This is a genomic window from Pseudomonas sp. FSL R10-2964, from assembly GCF_009600035.1.
GTDB classification, from domain to species: domain Bacteria; phylum Pseudomonadota; class Gammaproteobacteria; order Pseudomonadales; family Pseudomonadaceae; genus Aquipseudomonas; species Aquipseudomonas bubulae.
Genome location: NZ_WIWH01000001.1, coordinates 107,036 through 121,836, shown reverse-complemented (window position 1 = coordinate 121,836; position 14,801 = coordinate 107,036). Strand labels below are relative to the sequence as shown.

The window sequence follows — 14,801 nt, the reverse complement described above, 5'->3', positions numbered from 1 at the left end:
GGCTCAGGTGCGCTCGGCCCAGGCCGCGCTGCTGAAGAATTTCATAGTGACCGCATGGATGCTGCCATCAGCGATCCACGGGTTCAAATGGGCATAGATGCTTTGTTGACGTTTGACCGGGCTCAGGGCCACCAGTTCGTCACTGATCACGTTCAACTGAAAGTTGCAGCCTTCGCCCTCAACTTCTACCTGGGTTCCTGGCAGCTTTCCTTCAAGAAAGCTCTTCACTTCTACGGCCTGCATGCTCAACCTCAATCGGCGCCTAACGCGCACGGGTCGGCCATCATACAAAAAAGCCCCGCGCCTGCGAACCCCGCATAACAGGACTCTGACAGGGGGGCTTATTTATATGTGGCGATTAATGATGTGCCAGCAGCTCGGTCACACCCGAAACCTGGGCGATTTCGCGCATGTCTTCGGGCATGGCACGAATGCTCAATGGCTTGTTCAGGGCCTGGGCATCACGGATATAACACAGCAGCAGCGACAAACCGACGCTGCTCGATTTGGTAACGCCCGAGCAGTCAACCACCAGCTCTTTGGCCAGGGCTTTTTTGATCAGGGCCTGACCTTCTGTGCGCAAACGGGGGCCAGTCTGATAATCGAGCACGCCACTAAGGCGAAGCTCGCTCTCGCCGGCCAGGGTTATGGCCGCTTCACTCATTGCCCGGCTGCCTTGGGCGATGCCGCATCAGTGGTCTGCTTGGCCTTGGCCACTTCACCCGCCCAGTTGTCGATGGTTTTATCCAGGTTGTTGCCGTTGCGCTGCATGGCATCGGCGAACTGATCGCGGAACAGCTTGCCGATATTGATGCCATTGATGATCACGTTACGCACTTTCCACTCGCCGTTGACCTTGTTAAGGGTATAGGACAATGGATAAATGGCGCCGTTGTCACCCTTGACGGTCATGTCGACACTGGTGCGATCGCCGCTTTCGTCCTTGGCCGGGCCAACGGTGATGCCCTGATTCTTGAACTCAAGCAAGGCATTGCCGTAGAACTGCATCAGGCTGCGCTTGAAGTTCTCTTGAAAGCGCTGCATCTGGGCAGGCGTTGCATTGCGCGAGTACTTGACCGTCATGATGCTTTTGGAGATGCCATCAACATCTACTGCAGGGCCGACGATTTCGTTCAGGGCATCATAGAACTTGCTTGGGCTTTGTTTGTATTGCTCCTTGTTGGCAGCCAGGTCGGCCAGCAACCTTGTCGTGGTATCTGAAACGATGTCATGGGCCGACTGCCCCGGCGCGGCGTTCGCCACCAGAGGAAGGGCTGCGGCCAGTATTACCAGCAGGCCACGGCGCAAGAGAGAAATCATCTGGAAGCTCCTTATTTGGCGTCTTTGCTAACGGTATTGAGCAGGAATTTACCGATCAGGTCTTCAAGAACCAGCGACGACTGCGTGTCGTGAATGGTGCCGCCGTCCTTGAGGGTCGCGTCTTCGCCACCCACGCTGATGCCGATGTATTTCTCGCCCAGCAGGCCTGCTGTGAGGATAGACGCTGTCGAATCCACAGGCAGGTTATCCACCGCTTTTTCGAGCTGCAATGTGACGCGGGCCATGTAGTTGTCACGGTCCAGGTCGATTGCTGTCACCTTGCCGATGGTCACGCCAGCCATGGTGACTTTGGCGCGCACGGTCAGCCCGGCAATATTGTCGAAATTGGCATAGAGCTTGTAGGTGTCAGTGCTCGCCGTCGGGGACAGCCCGCTGACCCGCAAGGCAAGCAACAGCAAAGCCAGGATGCCAGCCAGCAGGAACAGGCCGACACCGATTTCCATGGTGCGGTTTTGCATCAGAAATCTCCAAACATCAAGGCGGTCAATATAAAGTCCAGCCCGAGGACTGCCAGTGAGGCATACACCACGGTCTTGGTAGTGGCACGGCTGATCCCCTCTGAGGTGGGCTCACAGTCATAACCTTGAAACACGGCAATCCAGGTCACCACAAAGGCAAACACGATGCTTTTGATGATCCCGTTAATTACGTCACCACTGAAGGTTACGCTGTTTTGCATGTTGGCCCAGTAGGAGCCGTCGTAGACACCGAGCCAGTCCACGGCAACCCACGAACCACCCCAGATCCCGACCACGCTGAAAATCATCGCCAGCACAGGCAGGGAGATAAACCCGGCCCACAACCGCGGCGCAATGATGTACTTGAGCGGATCAACACCGATCATTTCCAGGCTGGACAGCTGCTCGGTCGATTTCATGTTGCCGATTTCAGCCGTCAGCGCCGACCCTGCGCGCCCGGCGAACAGCAAGGCGGTAACCACGGGACCCAGTTCGCGCAACAGGGTCAGGGCCACCATCTGCCCCACTGCCTGCTCCGAACCATAGCTGGACAGGATACTGAAGCCTTGCAGTGCCAGTACCATGCCGATAAATATGCCGGACACCACGATAATGACCAGCGACATGACGCCAACCGAATGCAGCTGCCTGACCAGCAAACCAAACCCGCCCCCGATACCGCCACGCCCCAGCAGTGCATGAAACAGGAACACTGCCGAACGCCCCAGTACCGCAACGGTGTCGATCCCGGCCCGGCCGAACAGACCGATACGGCTCATTAATGACATCTTGCGCATCAGCGCTTCCCCAGTAGATCGGTTCGGTAGTCCGACGCCGGAAAGTGGAACGGAACCGGGCCATCCGGGTCGCCGGTCATGAACTGGCGAATGCGCGGGTTATCGGCGTTCATCAATTCTTCGGGCGTGCCCTGCCCCAGCACCTGGCCATCGCCGACTACATATAGATAGTCGGCAATGCTCGCAGTTTCAGCCAGATCGTGAGAAACCACGATACTGGTAATGCCCAGCGCATCATTGAGCAAACGAATCAGGCGTACCAGCACGCCCATTGCAATGGGATCCTGCCCCACGAAGGGTTCGTCATACATCAGGATCTGCGGATCCAGGGCAATCGCCCGCGCCAGCGCCACCCGGCGTTTCATGCCGCCGGACAACTCGTCGGGCATCAGGTCGATAGCTCCGCGCAAGCCCACCGCCTGCAATTTAAGCAGCACGATGTCACGGATCATTTCTTCCGGCAGCTCGGTATGCACCCGCAACGGGAAAGCAACGTTCTCGAACACGTCCAGATCGGTAAACAGCGCACCGCTCTGAAACAACACGCCCATATGCTTGCGGGCATCAAACAAATCACTGCGCGACAGGGCCGGCAGGTTTTGATTGTTGACCCACACTTCGCCGCTGTTGGGACGCAGTTGCATGCCCATCAGGCGCAACAGTGTGGTCTTGCCGCAGCCAGACGGCCCCATGATCCCCGTGACCTTGCCACGCGGGATGCGAATATCGACATTATTGAAGATGCTGCGCGTACCGCGCTTGAAGGACACTCCCTTCAGCTCGACCGCGTAGGCGTTATCGGCGCTCATCTAAACTCCTTGCGATGCAGCCTCTGCCTCTCACCCGGACACCAAACTTCTTGTGAAGAAGCACGCGTTCCCTGGCGGGCCGAACTGGCGGCGAACTATACCACTGCTCATAGTGACAGCCCAAGACCGAAGGAGTGCCGGTTAAGCCTCAGTACAGTGAAATAAAGATGTTTTTTCTGCAAACACACACGCACTTTGTAAGCACATGCAATAAAGCACAGCGATCAAGCGTGAGGGAACGCCACATAACCGCTATAATCGTTGCCTTTTCTCAGGCTACCCGACTTCAACCATGAGCCAATCCAGCGACCTGATCCAATCTGCCCAACGCACCATCCGCCTCGAACTGGAAGCCGTAGAGGGCTTGCTGACACATATCGACGCAGATTTCGTACGCGCTTGCGAGATGATTTTGGCCAGTAAAGGCCGGGTGGTCGTGGTCGGCATGGGCAAGTCAGGACACATCGGCAATAAAATTGCCGCAACCCTGGCCAGCACCGGCACCACGGCTTTTTTTGTCCACCCGGCAGAAGCCAGCCACGGCGACATGGGCATGATTACCCGCGATGACATTATCCTCGCACTGTCCAACTCCGGCTCGACCGCCGAAATCGTCACCCTGCTGCCACTGATCAAGCGCCTGGGCATCAAGCTGATCAGCATGACCGGCAACCCCGAATCGCCGCTGGCCAAGGCCGCCGATGTCAGCCTGGATGCCCGCGTGGCCCAGGAAGCCTGCCCGTTGAATCTGGCACCGACCTCGTCCACCACGGCAACCTTGGTGCTGGGCGATGCACTGGCTATTGCCCTGCTTGAAGCTCGCGGTTTTACTGCAGAAGATTTCGCCTTTTCCCACCCCGGCGGAGCACTGGGCCGACGCCTATTGCTGAAAGTGGAAAACGTCATGCACTCTGGCGATGAACTGCCGCAAGTCGTGCGCGGTACATTGCTCAAGGAGGCGTTGATGGAAATGACCCACAAGGGCCTGGGCATGACCGTCGTCATAGAAGAGGACGGTCGACTGGCCGGAATCTTTACTGACGGCGACTTGCGCCGCACCCTGGACCGCGAAATCGACATCCGCAACGCCACCATCGACGCGGTCATGACCCCGCACGGCAAGACCGCCCGCGCCGACATGCTGGCAGCCGAAGCCCTTAAAATCATGGAAGACCACAAAATCAGCGCGCTGGTGGTGGTCGACAAGCAAGATCGTCCGGTTGGCGCCTTGAACATGCACGATCTGCTACGCGCAGGAGTAATGTAATGACCCAGGAACTTCTCAAGCGCGGCAAGGGCATCAAGCTGGCCATTTTTGACGTTGACGGCGTATTGACCGACGGCCGCCTGTATTTCCTCGAAGATGGCAGCGAATTCAAGACCTTCAATACCCTCGACGGCCAGGGCATCAAGATGCTTATGGCCGCCGGTGTGCAAACGGCAATTATCAGCGGCCGCAAAACCCCGGTGGTCGAGCGTCGCGCGCAAAACCTGGGCATTCCGTACCTGTACCAGGGCCGCGAAGACAAATTGGTCGTACTGGACGAGCTTCTTGGCCAACTCAACCTAAGCTATGAACAGGTTGCCTACCTGGGAGATGACTTGCCCGACCTGCCGGTTATCCGCCGGGTAGGTCTGGGCATGGCCGTGGCCAACGCTGCGGACTTTGTCCGCGAGCACGCCCACGGGGTAACCCGGGCGCGGGGTGGCGAAGGTGCCGCCCGTGAATTCTGCGAGCTGATTCTGCGTGCCCAGGGCAGCCTGGACGCAGCCCACGCCGCCTACCTATAGAGCTTTCTATGCTGAGCAAAAAGATTCGCCAAATAGTGCTGTTTACAGTGATTGCCTCGCTGTTTGCAGCTGCTGGCTACTGGAATATCAGGCCGGAACGTTTTCTCAATGCCCCTACCCTGGCGGTGGATGAAAACGCTATCGACTACTACGCCACCAATGCACACAGCCGTCAGTTTTTACCTGACGGCAAGCTGCAGTACGACATGACGTCCGAGAAGCTTGAACATTTGAAGGCTTCCGAGGTCACTCAGATGACCCAACCGAAAATGCAGCTCTACCGCGGCACGGCCTACCCGTGGAACGTGCAGAGCGAGCGCGGTGAAGTCAACCCGGATGGCACCGAGGTCGAGCTTATCGATTCGGTGCGCATCGCGCGCACTGACGAAAAAAACCGCACCACCATTATTACCAGTACCCGTATGACTGTATTCCCCCAGAAGGAATATGCGCAGACCGAGCGAGACGTTAGAATCGACGGCGCTGGCGGCGTAACCACTGGCAAGGGCATGAAAGCATATTTGAAAGACGGCAGGATGGACCTGCTGTCCAACGTAAGAGGACAGTATGAGTCTCGTTAAAACCCTCCCTTTATTGCTCAGCCTGAGCGCAGCACTGGGAAGCGTGAGCGCCTGGGCTCTGCCGAACGACACCGAACAACCTATTCGCATCCAGGCCAACGAGGCACAACTGGATGACAAGCAAGGTATTGCCACCTACAAGGGCGATGTCATCATCACCCAGGGCTCGATGAAAATCACCGGCAACACCGTCACCATCACCCGTAATGCTGCGGGCGAAATCGACGTGGTGACATCCGTCGGCAACCTGGCCTACTTCGAGCAACTGCAAAAAGCCACTGACCCCAAACCGGTACAGGCTTATGCCGTCACCATTCAATACCATGCACCACAAAACCGCATCGTACTGATTGACAAGGCCAAAGTGATCAACGACGGCAATACCACCGAGGGCGAGAAAATCGTCTACGACACGGTAAAACAAATTGCCAGTGCCGGTCGCGCCAATGGCGCCAATGTCACCGCACCTCGCCCGCGCATCGACATGGTGATCCAGCCCAAGAAGAAAACCGACCAGCAGAAGGCCCAGTAATGGCAACTCTGAAAGCCCAGCATCTGGCCAAAAGCTACAAGAGCCGTCAGGTAGTACGTGATGTCAGCCTGTCGATCGACAGCGGGCAAATCGTGGGCCTGCTCGGCCCCAACGGCGCGGGCAAAACCACCTGTTTCTACATGATTGTCGGCCTGGTGCACGCCGATCAGGGTCGCGTACTGATCGATGACCTGGACGTCAGCCACGAGCCCATGCATGGTCGCGCACGCGCCGGTATCGGTTACTTGCCACAGGAAGCCTCGATCTTTCGCAAGCTGTCGGTGGCCGACAACATCATGGCAATCCTCGAAACCCGCAAGGAGCTCGACAAGACCGGTCGTCGCAAGGAGCTGGAAAGCCTGCTGCAGGAATTCCATATCAACCATATTCGCGACAACCTGGGCATGAGCCTGTCGGGCGGTGAGCGCCGTCGGGTAGAAATTGCCCGCGCACTGGCCACGGCACCCAAGTTCATCCTGCTCGACGAACCCTTTGCCGGTGTCGATCCGATCTCGGTGGGCGACATCAAACAAATCATCTACCACCTCAAAGCCAAGGGCATTGGCGTGCTGATCACCGACCACAATGTCCGTGAAACCCTCGATATCTGCGAAACGGCCTATATCGTCAATGACGGGCAATTGATCGCTGAAGGCGATGCTGAAACGATTCTGGCCAACAAGTTGGTGCGGGAAGTTTACCTGGGTCACGAGTTCCGCCTGTAAGCCCGGACACATCATGGGCAGCCAGGGCATCCGGGCAGTAAAAATGCGCCAGCATTTTATTGCCCGAATATTCAACGGGGTGCTCTCGATCAGTTCACCACCCGCAAACTAATTTAGACCGCCCCCTAGGCAAACGCACCGGTTTCAGGCATATAATTTGCTTATGTTTGGCGCTCACGCGCCCTGTAGTGGATGGCGCCATGTGCGCCGGCGAATAAGGTGTTAAGCCCCTGCCATGAAACCATCGCTAGTCCTGAGAATGGGCCAGCAGCTGACAATGACACCTCAGCTGCAACAGGCCATCCGCCTGCTCCAATTGTCGACCCTCGATCTGCAACAGGAAATCCAGGAAGCCCTGGAGTCCAACCCCATGCTCGAGCGCCAGGAAGAAGGCGACGACTTCGACAATGCAGACCCCCTTGCCGACAACATTGAGCAAAAGCCCAATCCCGACGTTCAAGAGCCCACCTACCAGGAAACTGCCCAGACCGTAGACAATCTGGAAGACGGTGACTGGGGTGAGCGCATTCCCAACGAACTGCCCGTGGACACTGCCTGGGAAGACATCTACCAGACCAGCGCCAGCAGCCTGCCAAGCAACGACGATGACGAGTGGGACTTCACCACCCGCACCTCGACCGGTGAAAGCCTGCAAAGCCACCTGCTGTGGCAATTGAACCTGGCTCCGATGTCCGACACCGACCGTCTGATCGGCGTAACCCTGATCGACTGCATCAACAACCAGGGCTACCTGGACGAAACCCTCGAAGAAATCCTCGAAGCCTTTGATCCGGAACTGGACATTGAACTCGATGAAATCGAAGCCGTCCTGCACCGCATCCAGCAATTCGAACCGGCTGGCATTGGCGCGCGCAACCTGGGTGAATGCCTGCTCCTGCAATTGCGCCAACTGCCTGCCAAGACCCCCTGGCTGAGCGAGGCCAAGCGCCTGGTCACCGACTACATCGACCTGCTGGGCGCACGCGACTACAGCCAGCTGATGCGCCGCATGAAGCTCAAAGAGGACGAACTGCGCCAGGTCATTGAACTGGTACAAAGCCTCAACCCGCGCCCGGGTTCGCAAATCGAATCCAGCGAAGCCGAATACGTCGTACCTGACGTGATCGTGCGCAAGGACAACGAGCGCTGGCTGGTCGAGCTTAACCAGGAGTCCGTACCGCGCCTGCGCGTGAACGCGCAATACGCCGGTTTCGTACGCCGAGCCGATACCAGCGCCGACAACACCTTTATGCGCAACCAGCTGCAGGAAGCACGCTGGTTTATCAAAAGCCTGCAAAGCCGCAACGAAACCCTGATGAAAGTGGCGACCCAGATCGTCGAGCACCAACGCGGCTTTCTCGAGCATGGCGATGAAGCCATGAAACCCCTGGTACTGCACGATATCGCCGAAGCGGTGGGCATGCACGAATCCACCATTTCCCGGGTTACCACACAAAAATTCATGCATACCCCACGGGGCATTTATGAACTTAAATACTTTTTCTCCAGCCACGTCAGCACCTCTGAAGGCGGCGAATGCTCCTCCACCGCGATCCGTGCCATCATCAAAAAACTGGTTGCAGCGGAAAATCAGAAAAAGCCGTTGAGTGACAGCAAGATCGCTGGTTTACTGGAGGCACAAGGTATTCAGGTAGCCCGTCGCACCGTCGCCAAGTACCGCGAATCCCTCGGGATAGCGCCTTCGAGCGAACGCAAGCGTTTGATGTAAGCCACGGACCCCGGCGTTTCAGTGGCAGGCTGCTCGGCCTGCCGCTTTATGCAATGGCATCAAAGGAGAAACTGTATGCAAGTCAACATCAGTGGACACCAACTGGAAGTCACCGAACCGCTACGCGCATACATCGGCGAAAAACTCGACCGACTGGAGCGTCACTTCGACAAGATTACCAACGTACAGGTAACGATGGCGGTCGAAAAACTGAAACAGAAAATCGAGGCCACCTTGCACATCCATGGAGGAGAAGTCGTTGCCAACGCCGAGCATGACGATATGTATGCCGCCATCGATCTGCTCACTGACAAGCTTGATCGCCAACTGAAAAAGCATAAGGAAAAGACCCAAAGCCTGCTCCAGGGCGCGACCGGTCGTTAATACTCCCTACCCATGATCCGACTTGAAAGTATCCTGACCCCCGGCCGTTCCCTGGTGAACGCGCCGGGCGGCAGTAAAAAGCGTGCACTCGAACATATTGCCAACCTGATCAGCCGCGAAGTGCCTGGTCTCGAAATGCAGGATGTTTTCGAGAGCCTTATTGCCCGTGAAAAACTGGGTTCCACCGGTTTTGGCAACGGCATCGCCATACCCCATTGCCGCCTCAAGGGCTGCGAGTCGCCTGTAAGCGCCTTGCTGCACCTCGACGCCCCCATAGATTTCGACGCCATCGATGGCGCGCCGGTCGACCTGCTTTTCGTTTTGCTGGTGCCAGAAGCGGCAACCGATGCACACCTGGAACTGCTCCGGCAGATTGCCAGCATGCTCGATCGCAAAGACGTGCGCGAAAGACTGCGCAACGCACCTAGCAACGAAGCGTTGTATCAGGTTGTTCTGGACGTACAGAACGGTCATTAATCATGCGCTTAGTCATAGTCAGCGGACGCTCCGGCTCCGGTAAAAGCACTGCCCTCGCCGTCCTTGAAGACAACGGTTTCTATTGCATCGACAACCTGCCAGCCGGCTTGCTGCCGGAACTGGCCGAACGCGCGTTGATTCACACTGAACTGGCCCAGCCACTGGTGGCCGTTTCGATCGATGCGCGCAACCTGCCGAGTCATTTGTCACGTTTTCCGCAGTTGCTTGAAGAGGTGCGTAACCGGCATATCCAGTGCGACGTGCTGTACCTGGATGCCGACGAAGAAACCTTGCTCAAGCGCTTCTCGGAAACCCGCAGGCGCCACCCGCTCAGCAGCGCGAGCCGCTCCCTTGCCGAAGCCATTCGCGATGAAACCCAGCTTTTGGGCCCCATTGCCGACCTCGCTGACCTGACCATCAACACCACCAATCTGAATCTGTATCAGTTACGTGACACCATCAAGCTGCGTCTGCTGAACAAGCCAGAGCCAGGCACCGCCTTTTTGGTGGAGTCGTTCGGTTTCAAGCGCGGTATGCCGGTGGATGCCGACCTGGTGTTTGACGTGCGCTGCCTGCCCAACCCGTACTGGAAACCCGAGCTGCGCGAGCAGTCAGGGCTGGACCAGCCGGTAGCCGATTATCTGGCGGCGCAACCTGATGTCGAAGAGATGTTCCAGGACATCTCCAGCTACCTGCTTAAATGGCTACCGCGCTTTGCAGCCAGCAACCGCGCCTATGTGACAATCGGAATCGGCTGCACGGGCGGGCATCACCGCTCCGTGTACCTGACCGAACGCCTGGGCAAATGCCTGCAAGAAACTCTGAAGAACGTCCAGGTTCGCCACCGCGACCTTACTTGAAGGATCTACCCCGCGATGCCTGCAGTGGAAATTGAAATCATCAACAAACTGGGCTTGCACGCCCGTGCATCGGCAAAGTTTGTCGGCATCGCAGGGCAGTTTCCATGTCAGATCCAGGCGGGTCGCACCCCTGAGTCGATGGTCGACGGCAAAAGCATCATGGCCATGATGATGCTGGCCGCCGGCAAGGGCACAACCATCCACATCAAGACCGAAGGTGAGAAGGATCAGGAAGCGCTGGACGCACTGGTTGCCCTGATCAACAACTACTTTGATGAAGGCGAATAAGCCTGAAGCTTTTTCGACGCAGCGGCAGGAAAACTGCCACCGTGGGAGCGAGCCTGCTCGCGAAGGTTGTTCGCGAGCAGGCTCGCTCCCACGGCAGGAATTGATCGACTAAAGAGTATCTGCAGAGATCGATTCAACCAAGCGCCGTATCCATCACCATCATCAAACAAAAGCCGACACACAGCCCCAGGCTCGCCAGCTTTTCGTGGCCATTGCGCCGCGACTCGGGGATGACTTCCTGGGTGACCACCAGCAGCATCGCCCCGGCCGCTAATGCCAGACCCAACGGCAACAGCACCTCGGCCAAGTTGACCAGCCAGGCACAGAGCACCGCAAAGACCGGCTCAACCAAACCTGATGCCGCACCAATCAGGAACGCCTTGACCCGCGACATGCCCGCCCCTGCCAATACAAGGGCAATCACCAGGCCTTCCGGCACATCCTGCAACGCAATGCCCATCGCCAGGCTATCGGCATCCGGCATGCCGCCACCCGCCGACACCCCGACCGCCATGCCTTCAGGAATGTTGTGCGCCACAATGGCAATCACAAACAACCAGATGCGCGGCGCGATGACCGGCTCGCCGGGGCGACTGACAAATACCTCCGGCCCGGCGCCCGAGACCTTGCGATCCACCAGAAACAGGCAGAATGCGCCCAGCAGGATCCCTGCACTTATAAGCCCGCTGGCGGGCCAGGGTGACAACCCCAGGCTTTGCGCTGCCGCAATGCCCGGCACAATCAGCGAAAAGGCCGTGGCCGCCAGCATCACACCGGCCCCAAAGCCCAGCAGAGTGTCACTGACCGCCACCGGCATTTTTCGAATAACCAGGACAGGCACGGCGCCTAACGCCGTGCCCAGTGCACACAACGCACCGCCCTGCAGCGCCCGCAGCAGCCGGGGCTCCAGATCCAGCCAGACCAGCCCCTTGGCAACCAACAGGGCCGTACCCGCCAACAGCAAAAGCGTACCGAAGGCATAGCGAAACATTCGAACGCCACCGACCGCTAAAATTTGCGTGCCCATAATCCGCCTGAATCCTTTCGTTGCGCTTAGCCAATCGCCGCTTGATAGCGTCGCGCCACTTCCGGCCAGTTGATCACGTTGTAAAACGCGTTGATATACTCCGGGCGGCGGTTTTGATAGCGCAGGTAATACGCGTGCTCCCACACATCAAGCCCCAGGATTGGCGTATTGCCGTTCATCAGCGGGCTGTCCTGGTTGCCGCTGCTTTCGATTACCAGCGTTTTTTGCGGGGTCACGCTCAACCATGCCCAGCCACTGCCAAAACGCGTCAGCGCGGCTTTGGTAAAGTTTTCCTTGAACGCCTCCAGACCACCCAACTGCTCGTCAATCGCCTTGGCCAGCGCACCTTCGGGCTTACCCCCGCCTTTAGGGCTCATGACTTCCCAGAACAACGAGTGGTTGGCATGCCCGCCACCCTGGTTGATCACTGCAGCGCGCAGCTTTTCGGGCAACTGATGAACACTGGCCACCAGTTTTTCCACCGGCCACTTGGCCCATTCGGTGCCCTCTACGGCCGCATTGAGGTTGTTGATGTAGGTCTGGTGATGCTTGGTGTAGTGAATTTCCATGGTTTGCGCATCAATATGCGGCTCAAGCGCGTCATAGGCATAAGGCAATGCAGGCAAGGTGTAAGTCATTCAATGTGCTCCTAAGTGATGGCCGCTAACTGTCGAGAACTCATGGCTGCTCTGAGCCACATTGCTTTTGAGCAACAGGTTGGAGCGCGGGTACTCGCCGTACTCACTGATAAAATTCAAAAGCTCTACGTAGGTCTTGCTGCTCTGACGCAGCGCCGCTTCACGCAATGCTGTCGGCAGGCGCGCGTTCTGCATGGTTTGCAACAATCGCTGATGAATCGCACAGAGGTACTCCACGCTCTCCTCCGGTTGATTGAGGCGCAAATGCAGATCCGCCAGGTTGTGGTGTGAAATGACGCAGGCGGCCACTGCTTCGTCGGCATCACTCCAGCGCTCGAACAGCACCTGGGCCAGGGCCAGCGCCTGCAGATAATGCTCGCGGGCATCGACCAGTTCGCCTTCGGCGAAACAGCGGTTGGCTCTTTCGATCGTGCGTTTCCAGTGATCCATGTGAACCTCCAAAGCAGTGTCGATGGATTAAACGCCGCCGGCGGTGAGTTTCTCGGGGTCGAGAAGGACCTCAAGCTGGCTGCGTGACAAATCCGTGTATTCAAGTGCCACATCGATTACCGGGCGCCCTTGCTGGTAAGCGGTCTTGGCAATTTCGGCGGCTTTTTGATAACCGATGATCGGGTTCAGTGCCGTTACCAGGATCGGGTTGCGCGACAGCGCTTCCTTGAGCTTGGCTTCATTGACCTTGAAGCTGGCGATGGCCTTGTCAGCCAACAGGCGGCTTGAGTTGGCCATGAGTTCGATGCTGCTCAACAGGTTGTGCGCAATCACCGGCAGCATGACGTTCAGTTCGAAATTGCCGGACTGACCTGCCACGGTGATCGCCGCGTCGTTGCCGATGACCTGGGCCGCGACCATCGCCGTGGCTTCCGGAATCACCGGATTGACCTTGCCCGGCATGATCGACGAGCCCGGCTGTAACGCCTCAAGTTCGATTTCGCCCAGACCGGCCAGGGGGCCGGAGTTCATCCAGCGCAGGTCGTTGGCGATTTTCATCAGTGACACTGCCGTGGCCTTCAACTGACCAGAAACAGCCACTGCGGTGTCTTGCGAACCAATCAAGGCAAACAGGTCCTTGCCCGGCGTGAAGGCCACCCCGGTCAGCTCGCTGAGTTGCTGACTGAATAACGCAGCAAACTGCGGGTGGGCGTTAATCCCGGTGCCCACCGCGGTACCGCCCTGGGCCAGGGCTTGCAGAGCTGGCTGCAGGTTGTGCAAATGCTCGATGTTAGCCTTGAGCTGCTGCGCCCAACCATTGAGCACCTGGCTCATGCGTACCGGCATCGCGTCCATCAAGTGGGTGCGCCCGGTTTTGACGTAGGCGTGAACCTCGATCGCCTTGCGCTCGATCACCTGCACCAGATGGCTCAGCGCCGGCAGTAACTGCTCGTGCAGGCCCAGTGCAGCGCTGACATGGATGGTGGTCGGGATAATGTCGTTGCTGCTTTGCCCGCAGTTGACGTGATCGTTGGGGTTCACCGGCTCGCCCAGCAGCCGCGTGGCCAGGGTTGCAATCACTTCGTTGGCATTCATGTTGGAGCTGGTGCCCGAACCGGTCTGGAAAATATCCACCGGGAAGTGCTCCATGAAATCACCGGTCAACAGGATCTGGGTGGCCTCGACAATCGCCTCGCCCTGGGCCGCGCTGATCTGCTTGAGTTCAACGTTGGCCAGGGCCGCTGCGCCCTTGGCCAGGATCAGGGCGCGAATGAATTGCGCAGGCATGCGTTGATGGCTGATGGGGAAGTTGTCGACTGCACGCTGGGTTTGCGCACCGTACAACGCGGATTCAGGCACACGCAACTCACCCATGCTGTCACGTTCGATACGAGTGTTACTCATCGGGAAATCCTTGCACCAGTTCTGTTAAAGAAATTGAAGGTTCGAGCTCGCAGGTTGCCAACTGCCAGGCAAAGCTTTGCCAGCGCTTGAGTCGGCAATTGCACAGGGCTTGGGTTTCGAGGTCGCGCAGCGGACGCCACGCGTTGTCCAGGCACAGATTGCGCCAGTGCCAAGGCAGCGCGGTGTCAGTGGCTGTGTCTAGCATCAGGCGGAAGGTGGTGACCGCAATCAACCACGGGGAAGTGGCTGTACAGCCGGCAAGATAGCGGCCTTCAGCCAGGTAATGCTCGATCAGGCGCGGCTCGTCCGGCGCCAGCCCGCAGCGGATCTGGCGGCTCATCCAGCGCCAGCTTTCTAGATACGGCCCTTCACGCAACGCAGAACTCATGACCCAGGCTCACTCGATAATGAGATTCATTATTAAGCGATATTGATTATCAAAACAAGTCTGCTAAAGGACAGGATGCACAAACACAAAAAAGGCGTATCACCGTTGCAGTGATACGCCTT

At 57.7% G+C, this 14,801-nt stretch carries 21 protein-coding genes; 10 read left to right on the top strand and 11 right to left on the bottom strand.

What is annotated here, in order from left to right; translation table 11 throughout:
• Positions 1 to 3 precede the first annotated feature (3 nt).
• The 6 genes from GHN92_RS00605 to GHN92_RS00580 all read right to left on the bottom strand — a co-directional run bounded on the left by GHN92_RS00605 (position 4) and on the right by GHN92_RS00580 (position 3,405).
• Positions 4 to 243 (bottom strand): BolA family protein, encoded by a 240-nt coding sequence (locus GHN92_RS00605; RefSeq protein WP_003439919.1) that lies wholly within the window; start codon positions 241 to 243, stop codon positions 4 to 6.
• A 115-nt stretch (positions 244 to 358) separates the two neighbouring features.
• Positions 359 to 664, bottom strand: coding sequence for a lipid asymmetry maintenance protein MlaB (locus tag GHN92_RS00600; RefSeq protein WP_095001149.1), 306 nt, complete (start codon positions 662 to 664; stop codon positions 359 to 361).
• Positions 661 to 1,320, bottom strand: a complete 660-nt coding sequence (locus GHN92_RS00595; RefSeq protein WP_095001148.1) for a phospholipid-binding protein MlaC — start codon at positions 1,318 to 1,320, stop codon at positions 661 to 663. Before GHN92_RS00595 ends, GHN92_RS00600 begins: the two co-directional genes overlap by 4 nt.
• A gap of 11 nt (positions 1,321 to 1,331) precedes the next feature.
• A complete protein-coding gene (gene mlaD, locus GHN92_RS00590; RefSeq protein WP_095018238.1) occupies positions 1,332 to 1,799 on the bottom strand; it encodes an outer membrane lipid asymmetry maintenance protein MlaD in 468 nt (155 codons plus the stop codon).
• Positions 1,799 to 2,596, bottom strand: coding sequence for a lipid asymmetry maintenance ABC transporter permease subunit MlaE (gene mlaE / locus GHN92_RS00585; RefSeq protein WP_095001146.1), 798 nt, complete (start codon positions 2,594 to 2,596; stop codon positions 1,799 to 1,801). Before mlaE ends, mlaD begins: the two co-directional genes overlap by 1 nt.
• Entirely contained in the window at positions 2,596 to 3,405 is an 810-nt protein-coding gene (locus tag GHN92_RS00580; protein ID WP_095001145.1) for an ATP-binding cassette domain-containing protein, read from the bottom strand. Before GHN92_RS00580 ends, mlaE begins: the two co-directional genes overlap by 1 nt.
• 292 nt (positions 3,406 to 3,697) lie before the next feature.
• On the opposite strand from GHN92_RS00580, the gene GHN92_RS00575 reads away from it, so the two are divergent.
• The 10 genes from GHN92_RS00575 (at position 3,698) to GHN92_RS00530 (ending at position 10,772) form a co-directional block, all read left to right on the top strand.
• The gene (locus tag GHN92_RS00575; protein ID WP_095001144.1) at positions 3,698 to 4,672 is read left to right on the top strand and encodes a KpsF/GutQ family sugar-phosphate isomerase; all 975 of its coding nucleotides are present in this window, start codon (positions 3,698 to 3,700) and stop codon (positions 4,670 to 4,672) included.
• Positions 4,672 to 5,196 (top strand): HAD family hydrolase, encoded by a 525-nt coding sequence (locus tag GHN92_RS00570; protein WP_095001143.1) that lies wholly within the window; start codon positions 4,672 to 4,674, stop codon positions 5,194 to 5,196. The genes GHN92_RS00575 and GHN92_RS00570 overlap by 1 nt, the downstream gene beginning before the upstream one ends.
• A gap of 8 nt (positions 5,197 to 5,204) precedes the next feature.
• Entirely contained in the window at positions 5,205 to 5,777 is a 573-nt protein-coding gene (lptC, locus tag GHN92_RS00565) for an LPS export ABC transporter periplasmic protein LptC (RefSeq protein WP_095001142.1), read from the top strand.
• Complete coding sequence (gene lptA / locus GHN92_RS00560) at positions 5,764 to 6,309, top strand: lipopolysaccharide transport periplasmic protein LptA (RefSeq protein WP_095001141.1); 546 nt, start codon at positions 5,764 to 5,766, stop codon at positions 6,307 to 6,309. Before lptC ends, lptA begins: the two co-directional genes overlap by 14 nt.
• Positions 6,309 to 7,034 (top strand): LPS export ABC transporter ATP-binding protein, encoded by a 726-nt coding sequence (gene lptB / locus GHN92_RS00555; protein ID WP_095001140.1) that lies wholly within the window; start codon positions 6,309 to 6,311, stop codon positions 7,032 to 7,034. Before lptA ends, lptB begins: the two co-directional genes overlap by 1 nt.
• Before the next feature lie 235 nt (positions 7,035 to 7,269).
• Positions 7,270 to 8,763, top strand: a complete 1,494-nt coding sequence (locus tag GHN92_RS00550) for an RNA polymerase factor sigma-54 (RefSeq protein ID WP_095001139.1) — start codon at positions 7,270 to 7,272, stop codon at positions 8,761 to 8,763.
• A gap of 75 nt (positions 8,764 to 8,838) precedes the next feature.
• Positions 8,839 to 9,147, top strand: coding sequence for a ribosome hibernation-promoting factor, HPF/YfiA family (gene hpf / locus GHN92_RS00545; RefSeq protein WP_016781796.1), 309 nt, complete (start codon positions 8,839 to 8,841; stop codon positions 9,145 to 9,147).
• Between the two features lie 12 nt (positions 9,148 to 9,159).
• Positions 9,160 to 9,624: a PTS IIA-like nitrogen regulatory protein PtsN gene (gene ptsN, locus GHN92_RS00540; protein WP_095001138.1), complete on the top strand. Its 465-nt coding sequence runs from the start codon at positions 9,160 to 9,162 to the stop codon at positions 9,622 to 9,624.
• 2 nt (positions 9,625 to 9,626) lie between these two features.
• Positions 9,627 to 10,484, top strand: a complete 858-nt coding sequence (gene rapZ, locus GHN92_RS00535; protein ID WP_019825031.1) for an RNase adapter RapZ — start codon at positions 9,627 to 9,629, stop codon at positions 10,482 to 10,484.
• A 15-nt stretch (positions 10,485 to 10,499) separates the two neighbouring features.
• A complete protein-coding gene (locus GHN92_RS00530; protein WP_095001137.1) occupies positions 10,500 to 10,772 on the top strand; it encodes an HPr family phosphocarrier protein in 273 nt (90 codons plus the stop codon).
• Positions 10,773 to 10,905: 133 nt separating this feature from the next.
• On the opposite strand, the gene GHN92_RS00525 is transcribed toward GHN92_RS00530, so the two are convergent.
• The 5 genes from GHN92_RS00525 to GHN92_RS00505 are packed head-to-tail and all read right to left on the bottom strand — an operon-like array spanning position 10,906 to position 14,679.
• Positions 10,906 to 11,799, bottom strand: a complete 894-nt coding sequence (locus GHN92_RS00525) for a ZIP family metal transporter (RefSeq protein ID WP_095001136.1) — start codon at positions 11,797 to 11,799, stop codon at positions 10,906 to 10,908.
• A gap of 26 nt (positions 11,800 to 11,825) precedes the next feature.
• Positions 11,826 to 12,437 carry a superoxide dismutase gene (locus GHN92_RS00520; protein WP_095001135.1) on the bottom strand — a complete coding sequence of 204 codons (612 nt, stop codon included), beginning with the start codon at positions 12,435 to 12,437 and terminating at the stop codon, positions 11,826 to 11,828.
• A complete protein-coding gene (locus GHN92_RS00515; RefSeq protein ID WP_095001134.1) occupies positions 12,438 to 12,887 on the bottom strand; it encodes a hypothetical protein in 450 nt (149 codons plus the stop codon).
• 27 nt (positions 12,888 to 12,914) lie between these two features.
• On the bottom strand, positions 12,915 to 14,291 hold the full coding sequence (locus GHN92_RS00510) for an aspartate ammonia-lyase (protein ID WP_095018241.1): 1,377 nt from the start codon (positions 14,289 to 14,291) through the stop codon (positions 12,915 to 12,917).
• On the bottom strand, positions 14,284 to 14,679 hold the full coding sequence (locus GHN92_RS00505) for a FagA protein (RefSeq protein WP_095001132.1): 396 nt from the start codon (positions 14,677 to 14,679) through the stop codon (positions 14,284 to 14,286). Before GHN92_RS00505 ends, GHN92_RS00510 begins: the two co-directional genes overlap by 8 nt.
• Positions 14,680 to 14,801 lie beyond the last annotated feature (122 nt).